Origin of the sequence: Microbacterium sp. zg.B48 (genome assembly GCF_024623505.1) — a bacterium.
In the GTDB taxonomy this organism is placed as follows: Bacteria; Actinomycetota; Actinomycetes; order Actinomycetales; family Microbacteriaceae; genus Microbacterium.
On sequence record NZ_JANJFE010000011.1, the window covers coordinates 60,240 to 83,710 of the forward strand.

At 69.6% G+C, this 23,471-nt stretch carries 27 protein-coding genes; 19 read left to right on the forward strand and 8 right to left on the reverse strand.

Annotated features, from left to right (window positions below; translation table 11 throughout):
- Nucleotides 1-129 precede the first annotated feature (129 nt).
- The 3 genes from NQ152_RS08875 (at nt 130) to NQ152_RS08885 (ending at nt 2,287) form a co-directional block, all read left to right on the forward strand.
- Complete coding sequence (locus NQ152_RS08875; protein ID WP_257523715.1) at nt 130-957, forward strand: SDR family NAD(P)-dependent oxidoreductase; 828 nt, start codon at nt 130-132, stop codon at nt 955-957.
- 222 nt (nt 958-1,179) lie between these two features.
- Nucleotides 1,180-1,458, forward strand: a complete 279-nt coding sequence (locus NQ152_RS08880; protein WP_257502003.1) for a GlsB/YeaQ/YmgE family stress response membrane protein — start codon at nt 1,180-1,182, stop codon at nt 1,456-1,458.
- 100 nt (nt 1,459-1,558) lie between these two features.
- Nucleotides 1,559-2,287 (forward strand): SUMF1/EgtB/PvdO family nonheme iron enzyme, encoded by a 729-nt coding sequence (locus tag NQ152_RS08885; protein WP_306815818.1) that lies wholly within the window; start codon nt 1,559-1,561, stop codon nt 2,285-2,287.
- 23 nt (nt 2,288-2,310) lie between these two features.
- On the opposite strand, the gene NQ152_RS08890 is transcribed toward NQ152_RS08885, so the two are convergent.
- Nucleotides 2,311-2,811, reverse strand: a complete 501-nt coding sequence (locus tag NQ152_RS08890; RefSeq protein ID WP_257523717.1) for a GNAT family N-acetyltransferase — start codon at nt 2,809-2,811, stop codon at nt 2,311-2,313.
- Between the two features lie 137 nt (nt 2,812-2,948).
- On the opposite strand from NQ152_RS08890, the gene NQ152_RS08895 reads away from it, so the two are divergent.
- Nucleotides 2,949-3,416: a VanZ family protein gene (locus tag NQ152_RS08895; RefSeq protein WP_257502005.1), complete on the forward strand. Its 468-nt coding sequence runs from the start codon at nt 2,949-2,951 to the stop codon at nt 3,414-3,416.
- Here the strand turns inward: NQ152_RS08895 and NQ152_RS08900 are convergent.
- Nucleotides 3,389-4,480, reverse strand: a complete 1,092-nt coding sequence (locus tag NQ152_RS08900; RefSeq protein ID WP_257523718.1) for a HAMP domain-containing sensor histidine kinase — start codon at nt 4,478-4,480, stop codon at nt 3,389-3,391. The genes NQ152_RS08895 and NQ152_RS08900 overlap by 28 nt on opposite strands.
- Nucleotides 4,477-5,136: a response regulator transcription factor gene (locus NQ152_RS08905; protein WP_257523719.1), complete on the reverse strand. Its 660-nt coding sequence runs from the start codon at nt 5,134-5,136 to the stop codon at nt 4,477-4,479. Before NQ152_RS08905 ends, NQ152_RS08900 begins: the two co-directional genes overlap by 4 nt.
- 86 nt (nt 5,137-5,222) lie before the next feature.
- Here NQ152_RS08905 and NQ152_RS08910 point away from each other — a divergent pair, with 86 nt between their 5' ends.
- The 5 genes from NQ152_RS08910 to NQ152_RS08930 all read left to right on the forward strand — a co-directional run bounded on the left by NQ152_RS08910 (nt 5,223) and on the right by NQ152_RS08930 (nt 8,188).
- A complete protein-coding gene (locus NQ152_RS08910) occupies nt 5,223-5,822 on the forward strand; it encodes a M15 family metallopeptidase (RefSeq protein ID WP_257523720.1) in 600 nt (199 codons plus the stop codon).
- Between the two features lie 60 nt (nt 5,823-5,882).
- Nucleotides 5,883-6,386 (forward strand): bleomycin resistance protein, encoded by a 504-nt coding sequence (locus NQ152_RS08915; RefSeq protein ID WP_374113581.1) that lies wholly within the window; start codon nt 5,883-5,885, stop codon nt 6,384-6,386.
- A 118-nt stretch (nt 6,387-6,504) separates the two neighbouring features.
- Nucleotides 6,505-6,939, forward strand: coding sequence for a hypothetical protein (locus NQ152_RS08920; RefSeq protein WP_257523721.1), 435 nt, complete (start codon nt 6,505-6,507; stop codon nt 6,937-6,939).
- Entirely contained in the window at nt 6,939-7,163 is a 225-nt protein-coding gene (locus tag NQ152_RS08925) for a helix-turn-helix transcriptional regulator (protein ID WP_257502010.1), read from the forward strand. Before NQ152_RS08920 ends, NQ152_RS08925 begins: the two co-directional genes overlap by 1 nt.
- Nucleotides 7,160-8,188 carry an NAD(P)-dependent alcohol dehydrogenase gene (locus tag NQ152_RS08930; RefSeq protein ID WP_257523722.1) on the forward strand — a complete coding sequence of 343 codons (1,029 nt, stop codon included), beginning with the start codon at nt 7,160-7,162 and terminating at the stop codon, nt 8,186-8,188. Before NQ152_RS08925 ends, NQ152_RS08930 begins: the two co-directional genes overlap by 4 nt.
- 22 nt (nt 8,189-8,210) lie before the next feature.
- Here NQ152_RS08930 and NQ152_RS08935 read toward each other — a convergent pair whose 3' ends face one another.
- The gene (locus NQ152_RS08935) at nt 8,211-9,260 is read right to left on the reverse strand and encodes an LLM class flavin-dependent oxidoreductase (protein ID WP_257523723.1); all 1,050 of its coding nucleotides are present in this window, start codon (nt 9,258-9,260) and stop codon (nt 8,211-8,213) included.
- Nucleotides 9,261-9,377: 117 nt separating this feature from the next.
- Between NQ152_RS08935 and NQ152_RS08940 the strand changes: the two genes are divergently transcribed.
- Together NQ152_RS08940 and NQ152_RS08945 are read left to right on the forward strand one after the other, a co-directional pair.
- A complete protein-coding gene (locus tag NQ152_RS08940; RefSeq protein WP_257502014.1) occupies nt 9,378-10,331 on the forward strand; it encodes an aldo/keto reductase in 954 nt (317 codons plus the stop codon).
- 67 nt (nt 10,332-10,398) lie between these two features.
- Complete coding sequence (locus tag NQ152_RS08945) at nt 10,399-10,980, forward strand: DUF1992 domain-containing protein (protein ID WP_257523724.1); 582 nt, start codon at nt 10,399-10,401, stop codon at nt 10,978-10,980.
- A gap of 26 nt (nt 10,981-11,006) precedes the next feature.
- Here the strand turns inward: NQ152_RS08945 and NQ152_RS08950 are convergent, their stop codons facing one another.
- Genes NQ152_RS08950 through NQ152_RS08960 form a run of 3 tightly spaced genes read right to left on the reverse strand, consistent with a single transcriptional unit; the run spans nt 11,007 to nt 13,783 of the window.
- Nucleotides 11,007-12,008 (reverse strand): 1-phosphofructokinase family hexose kinase, encoded by a 1,002-nt coding sequence (locus NQ152_RS08950; protein WP_257523725.1) that lies wholly within the window; start codon nt 12,006-12,008, stop codon nt 11,007-11,009.
- Nucleotides 12,009-12,059: 51 nt separating this feature from the next.
- Entirely contained in the window at nt 12,060-13,229 is a 1,170-nt protein-coding gene (locus NQ152_RS08955; protein ID WP_257523726.1) for a DUF4349 domain-containing protein, read from the reverse strand.
- On the reverse strand, nt 13,226-13,783 hold the full coding sequence (locus NQ152_RS08960; protein WP_257523727.1) for an RNA polymerase sigma factor: 558 nt from the start codon (nt 13,781-13,783) through the stop codon (nt 13,226-13,228). The genes NQ152_RS08955 and NQ152_RS08960 overlap by 4 nt, the downstream gene beginning before the upstream one ends.
- A 282-nt stretch (nt 13,784-14,065) precedes the next feature.
- On the opposite strand from NQ152_RS08960, the gene NQ152_RS08965 reads away from it, so the two are divergent.
- The 8 genes from NQ152_RS08965 (at nt 14,066) to NQ152_RS09000 (ending at nt 22,959) form a co-directional block, all read left to right on the forward strand.
- Nucleotides 14,066-15,142, forward strand: a complete 1,077-nt coding sequence (locus NQ152_RS08965) for a TerC family protein (RefSeq protein ID WP_257502019.1) — start codon at nt 14,066-14,068, stop codon at nt 15,140-15,142.
- A 91-nt stretch (nt 15,143-15,233) separates the two neighbouring features.
- On the forward strand, nt 15,234-16,313 hold the full coding sequence (locus tag NQ152_RS08970; protein WP_257502020.1) for an acyl-CoA desaturase: 1,080 nt from the start codon (nt 15,234-15,236) through the stop codon (nt 16,311-16,313).
- A 170-nt stretch (nt 16,314-16,483) separates the two neighbouring features.
- Nucleotides 16,484-18,004, forward strand: coding sequence for a 3-isopropylmalate dehydratase large subunit (gene leuC, locus NQ152_RS08975; RefSeq protein WP_257502021.1), 1,521 nt, complete (start codon nt 16,484-16,486; stop codon nt 18,002-18,004).
- A gap of 1 nt (nt 18,005) precedes the next feature.
- A complete protein-coding gene (gene leuD, locus NQ152_RS08980; RefSeq protein WP_257502022.1) occupies nt 18,006-18,602 on the forward strand; it encodes a 3-isopropylmalate dehydratase small subunit in 597 nt (198 codons plus the stop codon).
- A 92-nt stretch (nt 18,603-18,694) separates the two neighbouring features.
- Nucleotides 18,695-20,065, forward strand: coding sequence for a UDP-N-acetylglucosamine 1-carboxyvinyltransferase (murA, locus tag NQ152_RS08985; RefSeq protein WP_257523728.1), 1,371 nt, complete (start codon nt 18,695-18,697; stop codon nt 20,063-20,065).
- A gap of 3 nt (nt 20,066-20,068) precedes the next feature.
- Complete coding sequence (locus NQ152_RS08990) at nt 20,069-20,839, forward strand: 1-acyl-sn-glycerol-3-phosphate acyltransferase (protein ID WP_257502024.1); 771 nt, start codon at nt 20,069-20,071, stop codon at nt 20,837-20,839.
- Complete coding sequence (locus NQ152_RS08995; RefSeq protein ID WP_257502025.1) at nt 20,829-21,965, forward strand: NAD(P)H-dependent glycerol-3-phosphate dehydrogenase; 1,137 nt, start codon at nt 20,829-20,831, stop codon at nt 21,963-21,965. The genes NQ152_RS08990 and NQ152_RS08995 overlap by 11 nt, the downstream gene beginning before the upstream one ends.
- Complete coding sequence (locus tag NQ152_RS09000; RefSeq protein WP_257502026.1) at nt 21,865-22,959, forward strand: D-alanine--D-alanine ligase family protein; 1,095 nt, start codon at nt 21,865-21,867, stop codon at nt 22,957-22,959. Before NQ152_RS08995 ends, NQ152_RS09000 begins: the two co-directional genes overlap by 101 nt.
- A gap of 24 nt (nt 22,960-22,983) precedes the next feature.
- Here the strand turns inward: NQ152_RS09000 and NQ152_RS09005 are convergent, their stop codons facing one another.
- Nucleotides 22,984-23,457, reverse strand: a complete 474-nt coding sequence (locus NQ152_RS09005) for a DUF3515 domain-containing protein (protein ID WP_257523729.1) — start codon at nt 23,455-23,457, stop codon at nt 22,984-22,986.
- Between the last annotated feature and the right edge of the window lie 14 nt (nt 23,458-23,471).

Sequence of the window (23,471 nt, forward strand, 5' to 3'; positions counted from 1 at the left end):
GGTGCGCGGGTCCCTCGCCGAGCGACGAGGCTCTCCAGCATCGGTCACCCCGCCGGTCCGGCGCAAAGCCTTGACGGTGCTGCGGTGTCAGGATAACTACGCTGGCCGGATTCGACCCTGAGGAGGAGCATGCCGCGCACGATCGTGATCACCGGAGCGAGCGACGGAATCGGAGCGGCATCCGCCCGGCAGCTGCGCGACGCCGGCGAGGAGGTCGTGATCGTCGGTCGCGATCCGCGGAAGACCGCCGCGGTGGCCCGGTCCCTGGGCGTGGCATCGTTCGTGGCCGATTACAGCGACCTGTCGCAGGTGCGCCGGCTGGCGGCATCCCTGCTCGAGGCGTACCCGCGCATCGATGTCCTGGCCAACAACGCCGGCGGCGTCTTCGGGGAGCGGACGACCACGGTGGACGGGTACGAGCTGACCTTCCAGGTCAATCATCTGGGTGGCTTCCTGCTGACCGGGCTGCTGATGGACCGGCTGATCGAAAGCCGCGCGTGCGTGATCCAGACCGCGAGCGAGGCTGCCCGCCGGTTCGCGCGGTTCGACGTCGATGACCTCCAGGGTGACAGGAGGTACTCCGCGGGGGCGGCGTACGGCAACGCCAAGCTCGCGAACATCCTGTTCACGAAGGAGCTGAATCGCCGCTACGGGCACGACGGGGTCAGTGCCGTCGCCTTCCACCCCGGCGTGATCGCCAGCGGCTTCGCCGCCGGCGCTCGCGGATCGTGGCATTTCATGTACACCAGTCCGCTCACCAAGAGGCTGCTGGACACTGTCGAGGTGGGCGGATCCCGGCTGACGTGGCTCGCTCTCGGCCGGCCCGGCCTGGACTGGGTGCCCGGCGGCTACTACGCCAAGAACCGGCCCGCTCGCGCGGTCCGCGCGTCGGAGGATCCCCTGGCGGCGAAGATGCTCTGGGACCGCAGTGCCGAGATGGTCGGTCTGACGCCCTGAGGATCGTCCGGCCACTGCATACGCTCCGGATGACGCACCGAGCACGTGGGAACGGCACGCAGGCCCCGTACGACCGCGAACGCGAATTATGGGGTCTTCCACGACGACCCGTCAAGGGCCGAGCGTTGATTAGTGGCCAGATTTCAGCGTCCTGTTAGCCTGATCGGCGTCTCAATTGGGGCGTCTGCACCTCGCCGGCACCCACCTGACAAAGGAGAAGTCATGCTCTGGACCATTCTCGGCCTCATCGTGGTCGGACTCATCGCCGGCTTCATCGCCCGCGCCATCATCCCCGGCAAGCAGAGCATGGGGATCCTCATGACGATCGTGCTCGGCATCGTCGGCTCGTTCGTCGGCGGCTTCCTCGGATACCTCATCTTCGGCAGCGACCCGGCCCAGGGATTCCTGCAGCCTGCCGGCATCATCGGCTCGATCATCGGTGCGATCGTCGTGCTCGGTATCTACGTCGCCGTCGCGCGTCGGGGTGCACGCAGCCGCTGAGCCGCAGCGCGTCCCACCGAAGGCCGCACGAGGACTCCCACCTCGCGCGGCCTTCGGCGTTTCCGGGTCGTGCGAGACTTCCCCGGTGGCTGAACTGGAGATGGCGCGCATCGCTTCCGGGCGGGTGCAGCTGCACGACGCGCGGCGCCGGATCCGGCGCACGGTTGAGCTGCAGCCGTTCGAGATCGGTGTCTTCCCGGTCACCCAGGAGCAGCTGGGCGAGATGATCGGCGAGCCGAGTGTTCATCCACGGCGCCCGGCAGTCGAGGTGAGCTGGTTGCGGGCGATCCGGTTCTGCAACGCCGCGTCCGAGTGGGAGGGTTTCGATCCGGCGTACACCTTCGACGGCGCCGAGGTGACGTGGCACGTGGATGCCGACGGCTATCGCCTACCGACGGAGGCGGAGTGGGAGTTCGCCTGCCGTGCCGGATCGGCGGCCCCGCAGTACGGCCCACTCCCGGAGGTCGCCTGGACCTCTCTCGACGGCGTTTCGGCACCGCAGGACGTCGGACTGAAGCTGCCCAACCTGAACGGGCTGTTCGACACGCTGGGGAACGTCTGGGAGTGGTGCTGGGACCTGCTCGATCCCGCTCGCTACGACGACTACCGCGTCTTCCGCGGCGGCGGATTCGCCGACGACGCGTGGAGCGTCAGGGCCGGCACCCGTCGGGGCGGCCCGCCGCGAGCGACGCACGACGATGTCGGATTCCGGGTGGCACGCGGGGGCTTCGACGGCACCGAGGAGGCCCAGGGCTGGTCCGCGCGCATGGATCGGGAGCGAGCCGACCTCCAGGCGCCCCTCCCGCCCGGGTGGACGCCGAAGCGCTGAGCCGGCCGAGGCGCTCGGTGATATCAGCGCGCAGCGAGAGCCGAGAGCGCGTCGTCGGTGACCCGCTGGGTCGTCCATTCCTCCATCGGGGTGGCTCCGATGCTGCGGTAGAACGCGATCGACGGTGCGTTCCAATCCAGCACGGTCCACTCCAAGCGCGAGTAGCCGCGTTGCAGGCACAGCGCGGCCAGCGCTGCCAGGAGCGCGGTCCCGTAGCCGCCGCCGCGCTTGTCCGTGTCGACGTACAGGTCTTCCAGCCAGATGCCGTGACGCCCCGTCCACGTGGAATAGGTCAGGAACCACACCGCGATGCCGACGATGTCGCCCTCGCGCTCCACCACGTGTGCGAACACACGTGGCTCGGCGCCGAAGAGCGCATCCCGCAGGGCTTCGACGGTGTTCTTCACCGCATCCGGCTCACGCTCATACACCGCCAATGCGACGATGCAGGAGAGGATGCCGGACTCGTCTCCCGGTTCGGCGGGCCGAAGCACCGCTCCGTCGGACAGGACTCGCGTGCTCATCGGTCCAGCCTAGTGAGCGCCGGGTGCGCCTCCCGAGTGACCGAGGAGAAGTCGGAGGCGCCGCATACGCTCCGGCAACACGCTGCGGCGTGAACTGGTCCTGCCGGCGCGCCGAAACGCCGGCGGGAAGGCTCCACATGAGCCACGCCACACCCACGGCTCGTCGCCGCGGCGTCCGCGTCGTCGCAACGGCCCTGGCAGCGCTCGCCGTCACCGTCCTCACGCTCGCGCCGCGGCGGCTGGTCGCGCCCGCGCGGGGCGCATTCATGCAGTTCCTGGACGGCATCACCGCCCCACTGCTGGTGTGGATTCCGTACAGCGAGGCGGAGCGGGCGCTCAACGCGGTCCTGTTCCTGCCGCTGGGCGCGACGCTCGCGCTGCTGCTCAGCCGCCGTTTCTGGCCGCTTGCGATCCTGGGCGGTTTCGCACTCTCGGCCGCGGTCGAGCATGCGCAGGCCTCGATCCCCGGACGCGTGCCGGATGGCGAGGACCTGCTCTGGAACACCGTCGGCGGTGCGCTCGGGGTCCTCGTCGTCACCGTCGTGCGGGTCGTGCTGGCTGCCCTGACCCGACCGCGTCAGCGCGGCAGCGTGACCCGCACGTGAAGCCCGCCCTGGTCCACCGGCGAGATGGTGAGGCTTCCGCCGTGCGCCCGCACGATGGACGCCACGATCGCCAGCCCCAGTCCTGATCCATCGTGCGCCTCGGCGGTCCGTGCCCGTCCCGCGCCACGGACGAACGGCTCGGTCAGCGTCGCGATGACGTGCGGATCCAGTCGCACTCCGCTGTTCTCGACCACCAGTTCGGCAGACGTCGGCAGGGTCGCGAGACGAACGCGGACCCACCCGCCGTCGACGTTGTGCACCACCGCGTTCTGCAGGAGGTTGGCAGCCAGCTGCCCGAGCAGAGTCGCGCTGCCTCGCACGGGGGCAGGTTCCAGGAATGCGGCCACCCGGATGCCGCGGGCCGCGGCATCCGGTCGCATATCGTCGACGACCGTGGCCACCAGCGGGGCCAGGTCCAGTGCCGAGGTCTCCAGCGCGACGCCCCGCCCGGCGCGCGCGAGCGTCAGCAGCGCCTGCGTAGACCGGATCGCCCGCTCGTTCATCGCACCGATGCGCTCCAGGACGACCTCCGCGTCGCGCCCGGCAGGGTCGGCCCGGGCGACCTCGATCATCGTGCGGATGACCGACAGGGGAGTGCGCAGCTCGTGCGACGCGTTCGCGGCGAAACGGCGCTCCTCGTCGATCGTGCGCTGAACCCGCTCGAGCATCGCATCGAAGGTGTCGGCCAGCTCGGTGAGCTCGTCCCGCGGTCCGGGCAGATCGATGCGCTGATCGAGCTCGCCGTCGCGGGCACGGCCGGCGACAGCGGTGATCCGGCCGAGCGGTCGCAGCACGATGCCGGCCAGCAGCCATCCGCCCACCAGCCCGAACAGCACGAGCAGGCCCATCGCCCACCACGCGTAGCGCACGAACACCTCGACCAGGTCCTGCCGGCTGGGAACGAACCCGCCGCCGTTCATCGAGAGGTTCCCGTCCGGCACGAACCGCAGCAGCAGGAAACCGACGATGAACAGCGCGATGCCGGCGATCACCAGGAAGCCGGCGTAGCTGAGCGCGAGCTTGACCCGCACCGACAGGCCGCGCGGCCGTCCGCTGCCGGTCACGGGCTCATCCGGTAGCCGACGCCCGGGACGGTGTCGATGACCCACGGCTCACCGAGGCGCTTGCGCAGCGTCGAGATCGTGATCCGGACCGCGTTGGTGAACGGGTCCGCGTTCTCGTCCCACGCGCGCTCGAGGAGGTCCTCCGCGCTGACCACGCCGCCGCCCGCGGTCATCAGCACGTCCAGCACCGCGAACTGCTTGCGGGTGAGCGCCACGTAGCGGCCGTCGCGGAAGACCTCCCGCCGGAATCGATCCAGTCGGACGCCGGACACCTCGACGACAGGCGGCACGCCCGCAGCGGGCCGCCGCGCGATCGCGCGCAGCCGCAGGATGAGCTCCCGCAGGGCGAAGGGCTTGGTCAGATAGTCGTCGGCGCCGCTTTCGAAACCGCTCTGCTTGTCATCGAGCCGGTCCGCGGCGGTGAGCATCAGCACGCGCGGGCTCTCGGGCTGCGTCGCGAGGTACCGGGCGATCTCGTCGCCGTTGGGGCCGGGGATGTCGCGGTCGAGCACGACGACGTCGTACGCGTTGATCGCCAGCAGCTGCAGCGCGGTGTCGCCGTCGCCGGCGATGTCGGCCGCGATCGCCTCGAGGCGGAGCCCATCCCGGATCGCCTCGGCGAGGTATGGCTCATCCTCGACGATCAGCACGCGCATGCACCCAGAGTAGGCGGGTGCGGATATCGCCGGCGTATGCGATTGCGCGTACGTCCCGGCAACAGTCCGGCGCGTGCGATAGCACCATGCAGACATCACTGGCAGCCGCGTCCGTCGTCCGACCGCCCACCCGCGCCCGCAGGGTCACCCTCCTGGCCCTCGGCGTCTGTATCGCCGCGCTTCTCGCGGCGCTGGCGACGGTGATGGTGCACGCCACGTTCTCCGCGGCGATCACCCCGTTCGCCCCTGCGCCCGCGGACGGACTCATCGCCGAGGGCGAAATCGTCACGCTCGCCGACGAGCACGTACCGGCGGTCGCGCGTCTGGACGGCGCCCTGCACACTGCGCTGCTCCAGGCCGAGACGGATGCCGCGGCCGAAGGACTGGCCTTCGAGGTGACCAGCGGGTGGCGCAGTCCGCAGTACCAGCAGTGGCTGCTCGACGACGCGATCCAGCTCTATGCGAGCGAGACCATCGCGCGCCAGTACGTCGCGACTCCGGATCGCTCCAGCCACGTCACCGGCGACGCGGTGGACATCGTGCCGCTCGATGCGCAGCTCTGGCTGATCGAGCACGGCGCCCGGTACGGGATCTGCCAGACCTACGCCAACGAGCGCTGGCACTTCGAACTGGCGACCCAGCCCGGGGGGGTATGCCCGCAGATGAAGGAGGATGCCGCGGGCTGAGCCCGCATCCGGCCGGAGGTCCCTCTTCATCCGGCAAACCCAGCGGGGTAGGTTCGCCCCATGACGCACCACGACGCAACCGAGGAACCCGGTGGAGCGGACGAGGTACGCGCAGCGCGGGACGCCCTGGACGGCCGGCACGCTCCGCTGGACGAGTTCACCCGGCACACGCTGCCGCGAGGTCCGTACAGCGCGGATCGCGCGGTGCCCAATCTGCCCGCACGCGACTTCGATACGACAGTCGCCTTCTACGGCGGTTTCGGGTTCGCAGTCTCCTACCGGGACGGAGGCTGGCTGATCATTCGGCGCGGCGGGGTCGAGCTGGAGTTCTTCCTCGCGCCCGAGCACGATCCCTACTCCAGCTGGTTCATGGCCAGCATCCGCGTCGCAGACCTGGACGGGCTCTACGCCGCCGTCAGAGCGAGCGGAGTGCCCGAGGAGGTGACCGGGATCCCTCGGCTGATCCCGGTCGCGCTGCGGGAATGGGGGCAGCGGGCGGGGTACCTGATCGATCCGGACGGAACCCAGCTGCACCTCATCGAGCACACCGGTCAGCCCGGGTAGCGGCCCGAGATCGCGGGCGGCTAGCGGATTCTCCACGATGTAAAAAATTCTTGACATGGATGCCGCGGCATCCCATACTCGGAGTGTCAAAGATTCTTGACACTCCGAGGAGGGCCCCATGGTCTATCAAGAACGCAACACGTGGTCGCAGCTGATCGCCACGTTCGTGGCGGCGACGGTATACGTCATCGTCGTCCTGCGGGCGGCCGCCGGCGGCCCGCTGACCGACGTGGAGTGGTGGCCGGTGATGCTCTGGACGATCGTCGGCAGCATCGCCGGCTCGATCGTCCTCAGCATCGTGTGGGGCATGATCGCCGGCGTGCGCGACCCCGACGGGGTGGGCGCGGCGGACCTCCGCGACCGCGACATCGCGCGCCTGGGCTCCCGCGTCGGTCAGGCCTTCATGGTCATCGCCGGACTGGGCGTGATCACCCTGTGTGCCGTCGAGGCATCCTGGTTCTGGATCGCCAACACCATGTTCTTCGGGTTCGCGCTGTCGGCGTTCATCGGCGGCATCGCACAGGTGATCGCCTACCGCCGGGGCCTGAACTGATGGTCAAGCCCACCAAGGTGGTCAACGACATCCGGGCCCTGCGCGAAGCCGCGGGACTCACACAGGCCGAACTCGCCCGCCGCATCGGCGTGACGCGGCAGACGCTCATCGCCATCGAGCAGGGCAAGTACTCGCCCACCCTGGAGCTGGCCTTCCAGATCGCGCGCGTGTTCCGGACGCCCCTGGACACGGTATTCCGCTACCCCGAGGAGGAGACCTCATGACCACCCACGCCAGCGCCGAGACCACCGCCCTGCCCACCGCGATGACCGTGTGGAGCCAGCACCGCTACGGCGACGCCGATGCCGTCGCACCCGAAGACGTGCCCGTTCCCTCGCCGGGTCCGCACGAGGTGCTGGTGCGCGTCCATGCGACCGGGCTGAACTCAGCCGACGCCCGCGTCATGCGGGGAGACCCGCTGATCCTCCGGCTGGCATTCGGGCTGCGCCGTCCCCGCGCCGCGGTGCAGGGGCGCGACATCGCCGGCACCGTCGTGGGCGCAGGCGCCGCCGTCACGACGCTGCAGGTGGGCGACGCTGTGCTGGGCGAGACCACCGGTGGCGGGCTCGCGCCCTTCGTCGTGGTGCCCGCGGCACGGCTCGTGCGCCGTCCCGAGGGCCTGGACGACCTGGTCGCGGCCACGCTGCCGATGGCCGGCGGCACAGCCTGGCAAGCGCTCGCGCTGGCCGGGATCGACGATGCTGCGGCGCGCGGGGCACGCGTGCTGATCGTCGGCGCCGGCGGCGGCGTGGGGCACTTCACCGTTCAGCTGGCGGCCCTGCGGGGTGCCGAGGTCACTGCGCTGGCGGGCCCGCGTGCCCTTGCCATGGTGACGGCGCTCGGCGCGAGCAGCGCGCTCGAGCACCGGCGCACCGACCTCTCGCAGCTTGCTGCGGCGTCCTTCGACGCCGTGGTGGTGATCGCCGGCGATCATCCGCTGCGGCAGCTGCGCCGCCTCGTCGTGCCGGGCGGCACCGTTGTGCTCGTCAGCGGCGGCAGTCGCCCGGTGATCGGTCCGCTCGCGGTGATCGCCCGCGCGATGGTGCTGTCCGTGTTCGGTTCGCGCCACCTGCGGCCGCTCGTGGCGACCGCGAAGCCGGAGATCACGGCGGAACTGGCCCGCCTGGCGGCCGCGGGCGAGATCACACCGCACATCGAACGCGTGTGGCCGCTGGCGCACGCCCGTGCCGCGCTGGCGCACATCGACGCGGCGCACACCGTGGGCAAAGTGGTCGTGCGGGGCATATGAGCGCCGCGGCTCAGGTGACGTGTCACACGTCGAGTTCCCGCGCGGCCTGGTGCGTGGGCGTCCAGCCGAGTGCCGGGGCCACGTGGGTGGCGAAGGTCTCGATGACCCGCAGGTTGAACTCGACCCCCAGCTGGCTGGGAATGGTGAGCATGAGCGTGTCGGCGCTGCGGATCGCGGCATCCTGAAGCAGCTGCTCGACCAGCAGGTCCGGTGCGGCCGCATACGTCTTGCCGAAGGTGGAGCGGATGCCGTCGATCACGCCGATCTGGTCGCCGTCCTGGCGTCCGCCGAAGTACAGCTCGTCCTCGGCGGTGGTCAGCGGGAAGATGCTCCGACTGACCGAGACCCGGGGCTCACCGGGGTGGCCGGCATCTCGCCAGGCGGCGCGGAACGTGTCGATCTGCTGAGCCTGCAGCTGGTCGAAGGGCTGTCCGCTCGCCTCGGTGAGCAGGGTCGAGGACATCAGGTTGACCCCGGCGCGTCCCGCCCACGCGGCGGACTCGCTGTTGCCCGCCCCCCACCAGATTCGCGAGCGAAGACCCGGCGAGTGGGGCTCGATGCGCTGCAGGCCGGTGCCACCGCCGAAGGGACTGGTGGAGTCCCGTTCGGCCAGTCCGTCGCCCTCGACCGCGCGGAGGAAGGTCGCAAAGTGCTCGCGCGCCAGATCCGCGCCCCGCGGGTCGGTCGACCCGGTGTAGCCGAATGCCTCGTACCCGCGCACCACCGTCTCGGGTGAGCCGCGACTGACGCCCAGCGCGAGCCGGCCGTCGCTGATCAGGTCGACCGCCGCAGCCTCCTCGGCCAGATACAGCGGGTTCTCGTAACGCATGTCGATGACGCCTGTGCCGACCTCGATCCGCTCGGTCCGAGCGGCGATCGCCGCGAGCAGCGGCATCGGGGAGGACTGCTGCCGTGCGAAGTGATGCACCCGGAAATAGGTGCCGTTCACCCCCAGGTCATCCATGCCCTGCGCGAGGTCGATGGCCTGCTTCAGCGAGTCACCGGCCGAGAGCATCCGCCCGCCACCCAGAGGGCCGTAGTGTCCGAACGAGAGGGTTCCGAATCGCTGCATGTCGGATGCAACGGTACCGTCGACGACTCCATTCCGGTGAATGAGATTCTCGTGCGACGGCGCCGCCGGCTCCCGGAAATCGGGAATAGGCGCGCACCGCACCCGTTGCGGCTCTGTATGACGCGCATCGGAAACAGCTCCCTGGACATCCTTCCCCTCTCCCTCGGCGGCAACGTCTTCGGCTGGACCGCCGATCGGGACGCCTCCTTCGCGATCCTGGACGCCTTCGCCGCGGGCGGCGGCGATTTCATCGACACCGCCGACAGCTACAGCGCCTGGGTCCCCGGGAACTCGGGTGGGGACAGCGAGCGGATCATCGGCGCCTGGCTCGCCTCACGTCGCCCCGCCGACATCGTGGTGGCCACCAAGGTCAGCAAGCATCCCGACTTCCCGGGGCTCTCGGCCCAGAACGTGCGCGCGGCGGCGGAGGCATCGCTCCAGCGACTGGGCGTGGACACGATCGACCTCTACTACGCGCACTACGACGACCCCTCGGTGCCGCTCGAGGAGACGGTCGCCGCCTTCGGGCGGCTCGTCACCGACGGCCTGGTCCGCTACACCGCCGTCTCCAACTTCAGCGCCGACCGCATCAGGGAGTGGATCGGCATCGCAGAGGCGACCGGCAGCGCCGTTCCCGTCGCAGTTCAGCCGCACTACAACCTCGTGCACCGCAACACGGTCGAGGAGTCGATCGTCCCCGTGGCGGAGGAGTTCGGTCTCGGTCTGGTGCCGTATTCCGCGCTGGCCAGCGGCTTCCTCACCGGAAAGTACCGGTCCACGGATGCCGCCGGTCAGGCATCCCCGCGCGCCAGGGGCGCGGCGAAGTACGCCACCGCCCAGGGCCTGCAGATCCTCGACACTCTGGAGAGCGTGGGCACGGCACACGGCGTCTCGATCTCGGCGACCGCACTGGCGTGGCTGCGCGTCCAGCCGACCGTGGTCGCGCCGATCGCGAGCGCCTCGCGCGTCGAGCAGGTCGCCGATCTGCTCGACGGCGCGCGCGTGGAACTGAGCGCCGACGAGATCGCAGAACTGACCCGCGTGTCGACCTGGAGCGCGGTCGCTGCCTGATCCGGCGCGGAAGCGTGCCACCGGCGCCGTGCGCGTTTAGCCTGGACTGGTACACGTGGAGGTGAGCGTGGCGCACGACAGCCGGGATGCCGCAATGCGGTACCGCCTGCGCAGAGAGGCTCTGGAACGGGGGGAGGACCGCCCTGAGGACGACGAGCCGGACGGCGAATCCGCCATCATGACCGAGGCGCAGCGAGCCGCTGCGGTCAACGTCGTCATAGAACAGGCGATCCGCCGCGGCGACTTCGACGATCTTCCCGGCGCTGGCAAGCCCATCCCGGGATTGGGCGCGTCCCACGATCCGGACTGGTGGATCAAGCGCAAGATCGAGCGCGAGCGGCTGACCGGGCTGGGGCCGCCCGCCCTGACCCTGCGCACCGAGTACGCGACCCTGGCGGCGCGCCTGGACGACCTGCACGCCGAGTCCGGGGTGCGCGAGCACCTCGCGGACTTCAACCACCGCGTCATCGAGGCGCGCCGCCAGCTGCTGGGGGGTCCGCCGGTGGTCACGCCCACGGTGGACATCGACGAATGGGTGCGCGACTGGAGGGACCGGCGGGATGCCGCGGCCCGGCGCGTCGCGGCGGAGGCGGAGTCCGCGACGCGACGTCGTGCCGGGCGGCGCTTCTGGAGGCGAGGACGCGCGTAATCCGGTTCACTCGTCCAGGACGAACGTCACCCGTTCTCCGTCGGGATCGGCTCGAGTCCTGCCTCGAGCGTCGCCACGTCTTCGGGACGGCACAGTTCGGTCGCGGGCAGCATCGCCGTGGCACTGCCCGCTGCCACCGCAGCGCGGAACGCGGAGCGAAGGTCGCGGCCCTGCGCGAGCCGCAGCACGAAAGCGCCCAGAAAGGAATCGCCGGCGCCGACCGTGCTCTGCACGCGCACCTTCGGCGTGGGCAGCCGCAGCGCCCCGTCCGCCGTGACGAGCAGGGCGCCGTCCGCTCCCAGAGTGAGGGCGACCACCTCGCACGCGCCGGCGTCCACGAGCTCCTGCGCGGCACTCAGGAGGCTCTGCTCGTCCTCGAGCTGCGCGCCGACGAGCTCGCCGAGCTCGCCTCGACTGGGCTTGATCAGGTACACGCCCTCGTCCAGAGCGGCGCGCAGCGCGGCTCCCGAGCTGTCCACGATGCACCGGGTGCCGCGCTCGCCGGCCAAACGGGCGATCCGGGCGTAAAGGTCCTCGGGCGCACCGGGTGGCAGGCTCCCGCTGGGCACGATGTACCCGCCCACGGGCATGTCGTCGGCGACGGCCGTCAGGAACGCACGCCACTCGGGCTCGCGCATCCGGGGTCCCTGCAGCACGAACCGGAACTGCTGACCGGTTGCGGTCTCATCCACGGTGAAGCTCTCGCGCGTGCCGGCGGCGATGCGCACGGCTCGGCCCACGACGCCCTCACGCTCCAGCAGGTCGCGGTATGCCTGCCCGGCGGGACCTCCGACCGCATACACCGCGACCGAGCGGCCGCCCAGATTGCGCACGACGCGAGAGACGTTCACGCCGCCACCGCCGGGATCGAGCCGCGTCGGGCCGCACCTCAACTTGTGCTCGGCAACCACGCGGTCCACCGACGTGCTGACATCGAGCGCCGGATTCGGCGTCGCCGTGACGATCGGATCGTGCGGAAAGGGATGCTGTGCCGAGGCCGAGGCCGAGGCCGATGCCGATGCCGCCATGGCCTCAGTGTAGGAGCGGCCGGACTCCCACGACGAGGGTCGGGCGATGCGTCATTCCGGCGTGCCGTGCTCCGCGGCCGACCGCCCCGACTCCGCCGGCTCCGCAGGGGTGCCCGCGCTCGCCGCGACGGTGCGACGGCTCCGGCGGCGGCGCACCAGCGCCACGATCGCCCACGCGATCAGCCCCGCGACCACGAGGACCCCGATCCAGGGGATCAGGAACCCCAGAGCCAGGACGATGCCGTTCAGCGTGGCGACCAGGCCGTTCCAGCCGGCTGCGATGCCGTCGCCGAAACCTGCCGGATCGGCCGAGACCGCCTCGGCGGGCTCGGTCAGCGTCACGGTCAGCGTCGAGAGCGCGACCTGGTCGTCGTAGTACTTCAGCTGCTGCTGGTAGGACTCCAGCGTCGCCTGTCGCTCGGCCAGCGCGGACTCGGCCGCGATCAGATCCGTGAGGTTGCCGGCCTGCGCCATCAGCTGGGTGAGGCGGTCCACGGATGCCTGCGCCGCGTCCACGCGAGCCTCCAGGTCGAGGGTTGCCTCGGTGACGTCCTGCCGGTTGACCGTGGACGCGGTGACCTCGCCCACCCCGGAGAGCTGATCGAGCAGCGACTGCAGCGCTTCCGCGGGAACCCGCACGGTCACCCATCCGCCCTCGGACGGGTACGGGGACGGCATGGTCGAGTCGTAGACGACGCCGGGCTCGACGGGGAGGACCTGTCCGGACCGGCCGATGCTCATCGACTCGACGTATCCGTCGCGCGATTCCGCGGCATCCGCGATCGCCGCGGCGGCCCGGCCGATGTCTTCCACCTCGACGGAGGCGGATGCCGTGGTGATGATGTCGCGACCGCCGGCGGCGTCGGCCTGCTTCGTGGCGTCCAGGTCGCTCAGGCTCGTGCTCTCCGACACCTCACCCGCCTCGACCCCGGCCGCGCCCCGGTCGGGCTGGACCTGCGGCGCCGGCGCATCGGCGGACTCGTACGTGGCGGCACCGCCCACGAGCGTGCCGACGCTCGGAGCGATCACCGCAGCCACGACGATGACCGCCGCCGCGGCCCCGGCGATGAGCCATCCCCGGCTGCGGCCCGCCCGGCGTGCGGACCGCTCGCGAGCGATGTCGGCGAACAGCGCATCCTCCATCTCGTCGATGCGGTCCTCGGCGAGGACGGGCAGCTCGGGCGGCGGTGCGGACGCTTCGGAACGCTGATCGGTGTTCATGTGCTCTCCTTGGCGACGGTCCGCAGGCGCGTGCGGATGCGGGAGAGACGATTGCGGACCACGCCGTGTTCGACGCCGAGCTGCTCGGCGGCCGCCTGGTACGCGTAGCCCTCGGTGGCGCAGAGGCGGAAGATCTCGCGGTCGAGGAGGCTGAGCGAGTCGACCTCGCGCAGGATCCGCTCCGCGAACTCCCGGTCGACGATCTGCTGCTCGATGTTCACCGGCGACGCGATGGCGTCATCGGCGGCGCCCGCGGTGTTCTCCCGGTCGCGCGTGAGCGTGCGGATCCGGTTCGCCGCCTGGAAGCGGCACACCGTCACCAGCCACGGCAGCAGGGAGTCGCCGGCCAGCTCCAGGCCCGGCAGCTTGCGCCACGCCACCAGGAACGTCTCCTGCGTGACGTCCTCGGCATCCGTGGCGGTGCCGACCAGCCGATGGGCCAGCCAATAGACCGGCCTGACGTAGGCGCGGTACAGCGCGCGGAAGGCGTACTCGCTTCCGCCCGCAGCCTGCGCCACGAGGGCCGCGTCATCCGTGACTGCCGGCTGCGGCATCCCTCATCCCTTCTCCGGCGGCCCCGCGTCGGCGGAGCCTCATTGTCTCTCACCTGGACAGTGTCGCGGGGGCACGGATCGTCTCAGATGCCTCGGAGGAATCCGCCACGCTGTATCGTTGCCGGAGCGAGAGGGAGTATCCCGTCATCGCGTGTCCGTCATCACGGGAGCCGTCGAGGTCATCCCCGGGCACGCACCGCAGCCATTCCGTACCGGATGCCGCGGGGGAGAGACTTTCGGGATTCGACCGACCCCGCCCCCCTGCTCTGGAAAGGCCCTGCATTGGACCTCGTTCTCCCCGTCTGGTTCGAAGTCGGCTCGCTGATCGTGCTGACGCTGATCCTCGCTGCCGACCTGCTGCTGATCCTCAAGCGACCGCACATCCCGTCCACCAGGGAGTCGACGCTGTGGGTCGTGTTCTACGTCGTGCTCGCCCTCATCTTCGCCTGCCTGATGTGGTTGTTCGCGGGGGGCGAGTTCGCCGGGCAGTTCGTCGCGGGATGGCTCACCGAGTACAGCCTCTCCATCGACAACCTGTTCGTGTTCGTGCTGATCATGGGCCAGTTCGCCGTTCCGCGGCGGTACCAGCAGGAAGTCCTGATGGTCGGCATCATCATCGCCCTGGTCCTGCGGGGGGCCTTCATCCTGGTCGGGGCGGCGGTGATCGAGAACTTCAGCCCGATCTTCTACATCTTCGGCGCCTTCCTGGTGTGGACGGCGTGGCGGCAGGCGTTCCCCGGGGGGGATCACGACTCGGACGTCAAGCAGGAGAACTTCATCGTCCGCCTGCTGCGCCGCACGATCGACATCAGCGACCACTACGACGGCGCGAAGCTGCGCACCGTCGTGGACGGCAAGAAGATGTTCACGCCGATGCTGATCGTCTTCGTCGCGATCGGCGTGACCGATCTCCTCTTCGCCATCGACTCGATCCCGGCGATCTTCGGTATCACGACCAGCCCGTTCATCGTCTTCACCGCGAACATCTTCGCCCTGATGGGCCTGCGACAGCTCTACTTCCTGCTCGGCGACCTGCTGGACCGGCTGCGCTACCTGCACTACGGCATCGCGTTCATCCTCGCCTTCATCGGCCTGAAGCTGGTCTTCCACGCCATGCACGTGAACGAGCTGCCGTTCATCAACGGCGGTGAGCACATCGAGTGGGCGCCGGAGATCTCCACCTGGATGTCGCTCGGCGTGATCGTGCTCTCGATGGCGGTGGCAACCATCGCGAGCCTGATCGCCTCCTCGCGGGACAAGAGGGCTACGGGGCGGGACGCTGCGGCCGCGGTGGTCGCCGAGGAGAAGGGCACGCCCCCGACGGTCGATCAGCCCGCCCCGGGCGAGGGCCAGCTCTAGCCCAAGCTGGGAGTCGTTCAGCTTCGGCGCGTAGCTTCGGGGCAGAGCGGGCGAGTCTGTGTCCGCCGAGCAACGACCTAAGGAGGTCGTTATGTCCCCAGGCATAATCTCCACCAAGCCCCGGACCCCGGCTTCCACAGGCAGTGACTTCACTGAGCTCGCCGCGACCGTGCGCGCGTCGGGTCTGATGAGACGCCGCTACGGCTACTACTGGACGAAGCTGCTCGCCGTCCCGCTCGTGACGGCCGCCGCCGTGCTCGCCTTCATCCTGATCGGCGACACGTGGTGGCAGCTGTTCACCGCCGCTGGGTTCGCGGTGCTGTTCACGCAGGTCGCCATGCTCGGCCACGACGCCGCGCATCGACAGATCTTCGTCTCGGGGAAGTGGAACGACTGGACCAGCCTCATCCTCGGCGACTTCTTCGTCGGAATGAGCTATGGCTGGTGGAGACACAAGCACAACCGCCACCACGCCAACCCCAACAAGATCGACGTCGACCCGGATATCGACCTGCCCGTGATCGCGTTCACCTCGGAGCAGGCGCGCGCCCCTCGACCGCCGGTCGCGCAGTGGCTGGTGGCGCACCAGGGGCTGTTCTTCTTCCCGATCCTCCTGCTGGAGGGTCTGTCCCTGCACGCCTCCGGAGTGCGCCGCATCCTCTCCAAGGAGAAGCTGGAGCGGCGTTGGGTGGAGATCTCGTTCATCACCCTGCGCCTGGTGGGGTTCGTGACCCTTGTCTTCCTGGTGCTCTCGCCCGGCATCGCGTTCGCCTTCCTCGGGGTCCAGCTCGGTCTGTTCGGGGTGTACATGGGGATGGTGTTCGCGCCCAACCACAAGGGCATGCCGCTCGTGCCGAAGGACGCGAAACTGGACTTCCTCACCCGGCAGGTGCTGATGAGCCGGAACGTCCGCGGCACCTGGGCGCTAGATGTGGCCATGGGGGGCCTGAACTACCAGATCGAACACCATCTGTTCCCCTCGATGCCGCGTCCGCACCTGCGCCGCGTCGCCCCGATCGTCCGCGAGTACTGCGCCCGTCAGGGGGTGCCCTACACCGTCACCGGGCTGCTGGAGTCCTACGGGATCGTGATCCGGTACATCAACCGGGTCGGACTGGGGGAGCGGGACCCGTTCGCGTGCCCGCTGATCGAGCAGCGCCGGGCGATCTGACCGCGCGTCTGCACGCCACGGCGTCGGGTGCTTCGGGGCCGGTGGTATTCTGGCTCGATGCGGCTGGCACTTCTTCTCCTTAGCAGCCGCGGCGAGTCCTAGTTCTCGGGCCTTCCTCGCCGCGGAGTTCGTCACGGCCTCGACCCGCCTTCTTTGGAGAACGACAGACCATGAGCTTTGCTTCGACCGACGAGTCCGCCATACCCGATTCGCCGCGTACCCTCGCCGAGAAGGTGTGGGACGACCACCTGGTGGTCAAGGGCGAGAACGGCGAACCCGATCTGATCTACATCGACCTGCACCTGGTGCACGAGGTCACCAGTCCGCAGGCCTTCGATGGCCTGCGTGCGGAAGGGCGGCCGCTGCGACGGCTGGACCTGACCATCGCGACCGAGGACCACAACACCCCCACGCTGGACATCGACAAGCCGATCGCCGACCTGACCAGCCGCACCCAGATCGAGACGCTGCGTCGCAACGCCGAGGAATTCGGCGTGCGCCTGCACTCGCTGGGCGACAAGGAACAGGGCATCGTGCACGTCGTCGGCCCGCAGCTCGGACTGACGATGCCCGGCATCACGGTCGTCTGCGGCGACTCGCACACTTCCACGCACGGCGCGTTCGGTGCGATGGCGCTGGGCATCGGCACGAGCGAAGTCGAACACGTCATGGCGACCCAGACCCTGCCGCTGAAGCCCTTCAAGACCATGGCCATCACCGTCGAGGGCACGCTCAAGACGGGGGTCACCGCGAAGGACATCATCTTGGCCGTGATCGCCAAGATCGGCACCGGCGGGGGCCAGGGCTACGTGCTGGAATACCGCGGCAGCGCGATCCGCGCCCTCTCCATGGAGGGGCGGATGACGATCTGCAACATGTCCATCGAGGCGGGCGCCCGCGCCGGCATGATCGCGCCTGACGAGACCACGTTCGCGTATCTCGAAGGTCGTCCGCACGCGCCGAAGGGCAAGGACTGGGAGGATGCCGTCGCCTACTGGCGCACCCTGCCCACCGACGAGGGCGCGGTCTTCGACGCCGAGGTGTACCTGGACGCCGACGAGCTGGAGCCGTTCGTGACGTGGGGGACCAACCCCGGTCAGGGCGTCTCGCTGAGCGATGTGGTCCCCGACCCCGCCGACTACGACGACCCCAACGACCGGGCCTCCGCAGAGCGCGCGCTCGAGTACATGGCGCTCACCCCCGGCACCCGGCTGAAGGACGTCCCGGTCGACGCGGTCTTCATGGGCTCCTGCACCAACAGCCGCATCGAAGACCTGCGCGCGTTCGCCTCGATCATCCGCGGCCGTACGAAGGCGGAGGGCGTGCGGGTGATGGTCGTCCCGGGTTCTGCGCGCGTGCGACTGGAGGCCGAAGCCGAGGGCCTGGACAAGGTCTTCACCGAGTTCGGGGCCGAGTGGCGGTTCGCGGGATGCTCCATGTGTCTGGGCATGAACCCCGATCAGCTGGCCCCGGGCGAGCGCTGCGCGTCCACAAGCAACCGCAACTTCGAGGGCCGCCAGGGCAAGGGTGGGCGCACCCACCTCGTGTCCCCGCTGGTCGCCGCCGCTACCGCCGTGCGCGGAACGCTCTCCAGCCCCAGCGATCTGGAGGAGACTCCGATCTACGACAGCGTCGAACCGGCGCTGACCGCCGCCGGCGGAGTTCTCGACCGGACGGGTGGAGAGGCCTGACATGGAGAAGTTCATCACCCACACCGGCATCGCCGCGCCGCTGAAGCGCGCGAACGTCGACACGGACCAGATCATCCCCGCGGTGTACCTGAAGCGCGTGACCAAGACCGGCTTCGAGGATGCGCTGTTCGCGGCCTGGCGACAGGACCCCGACTTCGTGCTCAACCAGCCGGTTTTCCAGGGCGCCAGCGTGCTGGTGGCCGGTCCCGACTTCGGCACCGGATCCAGCCGCGAGCACGCGGTCTGGGCGCTGCGCGACTTCGGCTTCCACGTCGTGCTGAGCCCCAAGTTCGCCGACATCTTCCGCGGCAACGCGGGCAAGCAGGGGCTGCTGACCGGGGTCATCACCGAGCCTGACCTCGAGCGGATCTGGGCGGCGATCGACGCCGAGCCCGGCATCCGGATGACCGTCGACCTGCAGGCGCGCGAGGCGTCGATCGGTGATCTCCGGGTTCCTTTCGACATCGATGATTACACTAGGTGGCGGCTTCTCGAAGGGCTCGACGACATCGGGCTCACGCTGCGCAATGAAGACAAGATCGCGCAGTTCGAGGCTCGCCGAGAGGCGTGGCGCCCCAGGACACTGCCTGTTCCTTGAGTTCAGACGGTCCCGAAGGCTTGGACGGCCCGCCCCACAAGGGTGGATCGTCGGCAGCTGTTCCCTCGAAGACACAAGTGAGGTTCCACCGGATGAAGACGCTCCTAGGCGACGCAGCAGAATCGAAGGCGGGGGAGCAGGAGTTGTCCGGTGAGACGCTCGCCATCCGCGGCGGCCGCCCACTCAGCGGACGTGTGGAGGTGAAGGGCGCGAAGAACCTGGCGACCAAGGCGATGGTGGCAGCCCTGCTCGGTGAGACCACGAGCGTGCTGCGTGACGTCCCCGACATCAGCGACGTTCAGGTCGTCCGTTCCCTTCTCGAAGTGCACGGCGTGACCGTCGTGGACGGTGACGAGGAGGGCTCGCTGGTCTTCGACCCGAGCGGCGCCGTGTCTGCACACTTCGAGGAGATCGACGCTCACGCCGGAGCATCCCGGATCCCGATCCTGTTCTGCGGGCCGCTGCTGCACCTGCTCGGCGAAGCGCTGATCCCGGACCTGGGCGGCTGCCGCATCGGGGATCGGCCCATCAACTTCCACATGGACGCGCTGCGCGCGTTCGGCGCCATCGTCGACAAGACGTACGAGGGCATCCGCATCACGGCACCGAACGGGCTGACCGGAGCGAAGATCTCGCTGCCGTATCCGAGCGTCGGTGCCACCGAGCAGGTCCTGTTGACCGCGGTGAAGGCCAAAGGCGTGACCGAACTGCGCGGTGCGGCGATCGAGCCCGAGATCATGGACCTCATCGCCGTGCTGCAGAAGATGGGCGCGATCATCTCGTATGAGCCCAACCGCGTCATCCTGATCGAAGGGGTCGATACGCTGCGCGGGTACGACCACCGCTGCATCTTCGACCGGAACGAAGCCGCCTCGTGGGCCTGCGCGGCGCTGGCCACCGACGGCGACATCTTCGTCGGCGGAGCCAAGCAGCAGGAGATGCTCACGTTCCTGAACGTCTACCGCAAGGCCGGTGGCGAGTTCGACGTCCACGAGGACGGGATCCGCTTCCGCCGCGGCGGACCGCTCAAGCCCGTCATGGTCGAGACGGACGTGCACCCCGGGTTCATGACGGACTGGCAGCAGCCGCTGATCGTCGCCCTCACCCAGGCCGAGGGACGCTCTGTGGTCCACGAGACCGTGTACGAGAACCGCCTCGGCTTCACCGAGGCGCTGGTTCAGATGGGCGCCGACATCGTGGTGCACCCGGAGGGGATCGACAGCCCCGACCGGCGCGTGCCCCGTCGAGCACTCGAGCAGGCCGCCGTCATCACCGGTCCCACGCCGCTGCACGGCGCAGACGTGATCGTGCCGGATCTGCGCGGCGGATACAGCTATCTGATCGCGGCGCTGGCCGCGGAGGGCGAGTCGGTGGTGCGCAACGTCGGGATCATCCGCCGCGGGTACGAGAAGCTGTTCCTCAAGCTCGACGCCCTCGGCGCTGACTTCGACGTCATCGGATAGCGCGTGACACCCTCCTCGCCCAGGTCGCGCACGTCCACGGAGGCGTCGCGACCCAGCGTGTTCTGGCCGCTGTCGGCCATCGTGGTTCCGCTGGTCAGCCTTCTGGCGCGGATCGAGATCATCGACGGCCACAAACTGCCGCGCCAGGGCCCTTACGTGCTCGCCCCGAGTCATTCGACGGAGTTCGACCCGCTGATCGTCGCGGTCGCGGTCTGGCGGCTGGGTCGCGGTCCCCGCTTCATGGTCAAGGAGAGCCTGTTCAAGGTTCCCGTCCTCGGATGGGCTTTGCGTGCCACGGGCATGGTCCCGGTGGCACGCTCCTCGTCGGCGGCGGCCGCACGTGCGACCATCGCGGCTTCCGAGCAGCTGGTGGGCAACGGCGCAGGCGTCATCGTCTACCCCGAAGGCACCCTCACGCGCGACCCGGACCTGTGGCCCATGCGCGGCAAGACCGGCGCGGCCCGCCTGGCCCTGGCCGACGGCATCCCGCTGATCCCGATGGCCCACTGGGGAGCGCAGGAGATCCTGCCGCGCTACGGGAAGCTCAGCCTCTGGCCACTGCGCCGCCGGGTCCGCGTGATCATCGGCGACCCCGTCGACCTGTCCGACTTGGCCGCGGCGCCGGCCCAGCCTGCTGTGCTGACCGCCGCGACCGACCGGCTGATGAACGCCATCGCGGCGCTGCAGTCACAGCTGCGCGGCGAGCCCGCGCCGGCCAAGCGCTGGAATCCTGCCGAGCACGGGCAGAGGGAGACGGGTCGCCTTGAGTCGTAGGCAGGATGCCGGGCTGCCCCGCGTCGCAGTGATCGGCGCCGGCAGTTGGGGCACGACGTTCGGCAAAGTCCTCGCCGACGGCGGTGCCCACGTGACGATGTGGGCGCGTCGTCCGGAGTTGGCGCACGAGATCAACGAGGCCAAGCGCAACAGCCAGTACCTGCCCGGAATCAACCTTCCGCGCGAGATGTCCGCCACGCACCACCTGTCCGAGGCGCTCGAGGGCGCCACGCAGGTGTATCTGTCCATACCCAGCCAGGCACTGCGGCAGAATCTGAAAGCCGTACGCGCGCTGGTGACCAGCACGGATGCGCCGATCGTGTCGCTCATGAAGGGCGTGGAGCGGCGCAGCGGACTGCGGATGAGCCAGGTCATCGAGCAGGAGCTGCACTGCGACCCCGCGCGCATCGCGGTGGCCTCCGGCCCCAACCTGGCGCTCGAGATCGCGCGTGAACAGCCCACCGCGGCGGTCATCTCCTCGACCAGCCAGGAGACCGCGGATGCTGTGGCCCGCCGCGCCCGTAACCGCTACTTCCGCACCTTCGTGAACACCGACGTCATCGGCACGGAGTTCGGCGGCGTGCTGAAGAACCTGATCGCGGTGGCGATCGGCATCGTGGACGGCGTGGGGTACGGCGAGAACACCAAGGCCTCGATCATCACGCGCGGACTGGTGGAGATGACCGACTTCGCGGTCGCTCAGGGGGCCCAGGTGGAGACGCTGCAGGGCCTCGCCGGCCTGGGCGACCTGATCGCGACGTGCCAGTCGCCGCTCAGCCGCAACAACACCGCCGGGCGGCTGCTGGGGCAGGGCTACAGCTTCCAGGACGTCGTCAAGCAGATGGACCAGACCGCCGAAGGGCTCGCTTCGGTCGCACCCATACTCCAGCTGGCCCGCGAGTCCGGCATCCAGATGCCGATCGCGGAGCAGGTCAAGAGGGTGCTGGATGGAACGATGAATCCCCGTGAGATCGCACCGCATCTCACGACGGACGAGGATCAGCCCCAGGGCGAGAGGACGCAGAATGGACAGGCCGGCGGTGGTGGTGCTCTTTGGAGGTCGCTCCAGCGAACACTCGATCAGTTCCGCAACAGCGGGCGGCGTCCTTCACGCGATCAGTCGTGACCTCTACCGGGTGATCCCGGTGGGGATCACCCGCGAGGGCGTGTTCGTCCTTGAGGACGACGACCCCGACAAGTTCGCGCTGGACGCCGACCGGCTTCCCGAAGTGGTCGACAACGGCACCCGCATCCTGTGGCCGGAGGGCGGCGGCGACCGATCGCTGCGGGTGCGGCGTGCGGACGGCGCCGTGGACGAGCTCGGCGCCGTGGATGTGGTGCTGCCGATCCTGCACGGCGTGCACGGCGAGGACGGCACCGTGCAGGGATTCCTCGACATGCTCGGCATCCCGTACGCGGGCGGCGGTGTCCTGGATTCAGCGCTGTGCATGGACAAGCACTTCATGAAGGTCGTCCTGCAGGCCGCCGGCGTCCCGGTCGCGCCGTGGGTCACGGTCACGCGGGCCGGCTGGGAACGCGACGAGACGCGTGTGCGCGCGGATGCCGCGGCGCTGGGCCTGCCGGTGTTCGTCAAGCCCGCGCGCGGCGGATCGAGCGTCGGCGTGTCGAAGGTGTCCGACGCCGGAGAGCTCGAGGCGGCGCTGGTGCTGGCCTTCGCCGAGGACGAGAAGGTGCTGATCGAGGCGGCCATCGTCGGACGCGAGGTCGAGGTGGCCATCCTGGAGGGCCGCGGGGGAGCGGGCGCACGCGCGTCCCTGCCCGGCGAGATCGTGCTGACGACGCGGGAGTTCTACGACTTCGAGGGCAAATACCTCGGGGGCGACGGGGCCGATGTGGTGTGCCCGGCCGATCTCAGCGACGCCGAGATCGCCGCGGTGCAGGATCTCGGCATCCGCGCGTTCCACGCCGTGGACGGCCGCGGGCTGGCGCGCGTGGACTTCTTCCTCACCGCCGACGCCCTCTACGTCAACGAGCTGAACACGATGCCCGGGTTCACGCCCATCTCGATGTTCCCGAAGTGCTGGATCGCCTCGGGCATGACCTATGCGGAGCTGATCTCCGAGCTGATCGACACGGCCCTGGATCGTCCTGCGCAGTAACCCCGAATCCCGGGGAACCGGCTGCTAGGGCGTGGTCCCGGCATCCGTGCAGGCCGAACCGTCGGCGGGCAGGACCGAGACGACACGCGAGAGCGTGTCCAGCACCGCGGCACTGGAGACCAGGTCGTTGTCCAGATACACCTCGACGGCGGGCGTGCGGCCGAACGTGGTGACCCGATAACGCGGTGCCTCGGATTCATCGATGATCCAGTCGACGCCGTTCACGCTCTGGCAGGGCAGTGTCGTCGGACCGGGCGGGGTCACGCCGCAGGTCAGGATGACGGATGCCGGATCCCCCCAGGCCCCGGTCGCCTGGGCGTCGGTCCAGCGCCGCTCTTCGCCGTCCACCAGTGCAGGAAGCCGCACGGTGACGTCTGCGCAGGCCGGGTCGTCCGCGTCCGCGGCGGGCTGCAGCGACACCGTCGAGGTGCACCCGGACAGCGCCAGGACGCCCGCGATGAGCAGGACGGCGGAAGCGGCGGCGGGTCGGCGGGACATCACTCCAGGCTACC

Coding starts and splice junctions, on each gene's coding strand:
- NQ152_RS09000 (WP_257502026.1), top strand. CDS start 21,865: ATGGACAGGCCGGCGGTGGTGGTGCTCTTTGGAGGTCGCTCCAGCGAA.
- NQ152_RS08935 (WP_257523723.1), bottom strand. CDS start 9,260: ATGCAGCGATTCGGAACCCTCTCGTTCGGACACTACGGCCCTCTGGGT.
- NQ152_RS08930 (WP_257523722.1), top strand. CDS start 7,160: ATGACCACCCACGCCAGCGCCGAGACCACCGCCCTGCCCACCGCGATG.
- murA (WP_257523728.1), top strand. CDS start 18,695: ATGAAGACGCTCCTAGGCGACGCAGCAGAATCGAAGGCGGGGGAGCAG.
- NQ152_RS08890 (WP_257523717.1), bottom strand. CDS start 2,811: ATGAGCACGCGAGTCCTGTCCGACGGAGCGGTGCTTCGGCCCGCCGAA.
- NQ152_RS09005 (WP_257523729.1), bottom strand. CDS start 23,457: ATGTCCCGCCGACCCGCCGCCGCTTCCGCCGTCCTGCTCATCGCGGGC.
- NQ152_RS08905 (WP_257523719.1), bottom strand. CDS start 5,136: ATGCGCGTGCTGATCGTCGAGGATGAGCCATACCTCGCCGAGGCGATC.
- NQ152_RS08960 (WP_257523727.1), bottom strand. CDS start 13,783: ATGCCGCAGCCGGCAGTCACGGATGACGCGGCCCTCGTGGCGCAGGCT.
- NQ152_RS08940 (WP_257502014.1), top strand. CDS start 9,378: ATGACGCGCATCGGAAACAGCTCCCTGGACATCCTTCCCCTCTCCCTC.
- NQ152_RS08915 (WP_374113581.1), top strand. CDS start 5,883: ATGACGCACCACGACGCAACCGAGGAACCCGGTGGAGCGGACGAGGTA.
- NQ152_RS08895 (WP_257502005.1), top strand. CDS start 2,949: ATGAGCCACGCCACACCCACGGCTCGTCGCCGCGGCGTCCGCGTCGTC.
- NQ152_RS08970 (WP_257502020.1), top strand. CDS start 15,234: ATGTCCCCAGGCATAATCTCCACCAAGCCCCGGACCCCGGCTTCCACA.
- NQ152_RS08885 (WP_306815818.1), top strand. CDS start 1,559: ATGGCGCGCATCGCTTCCGGGCGGGTGCAGCTGCACGACGCGCGGCGC.
- leuD (WP_257502022.1), top strand. CDS start 18,006: ATGGAGAAGTTCATCACCCACACCGGCATCGCCGCGCCGCTGAAGCGC.
- NQ152_RS08955 (WP_257523726.1), bottom strand. CDS start 13,229: ATGAACACCGATCAGCGTTCCGAAGCGTCCGCACCGCCGCCCGAGCTG.
- NQ152_RS08875 (WP_257523715.1), top strand. CDS start 130: ATGCCGCGCACGATCGTGATCACCGGAGCGAGCGACGGAATCGGAGCG.
- leuC (WP_257502021.1), top strand. CDS start 16,484: ATGAGCTTTGCTTCGACCGACGAGTCCGCCATACCCGATTCGCCGCGT.
- NQ152_RS08950 (WP_257523725.1), bottom strand. CDS start 12,008: ATGGCGGCATCGGCATCGGCCTCGGCCTCGGCCTCGGCACAGCATCCC.
- NQ152_RS08920 (WP_257523721.1), top strand. CDS start 6,505: ATGGTCTATCAAGAACGCAACACGTGGTCGCAGCTGATCGCCACGTTC.
- NQ152_RS08910 (WP_257523720.1), top strand. CDS start 5,223: ATGCAGACATCACTGGCAGCCGCGTCCGTCGTCCGACCGCCCACCCGC.
- NQ152_RS08880 (WP_257502003.1), top strand. CDS start 1,180: ATGCTCTGGACCATTCTCGGCCTCATCGTGGTCGGACTCATCGCCGGC.
- NQ152_RS08925 (WP_257502010.1), top strand. CDS start 6,939: ATGGTCAAGCCCACCAAGGTGGTCAACGACATCCGGGCCCTGCGCGAA.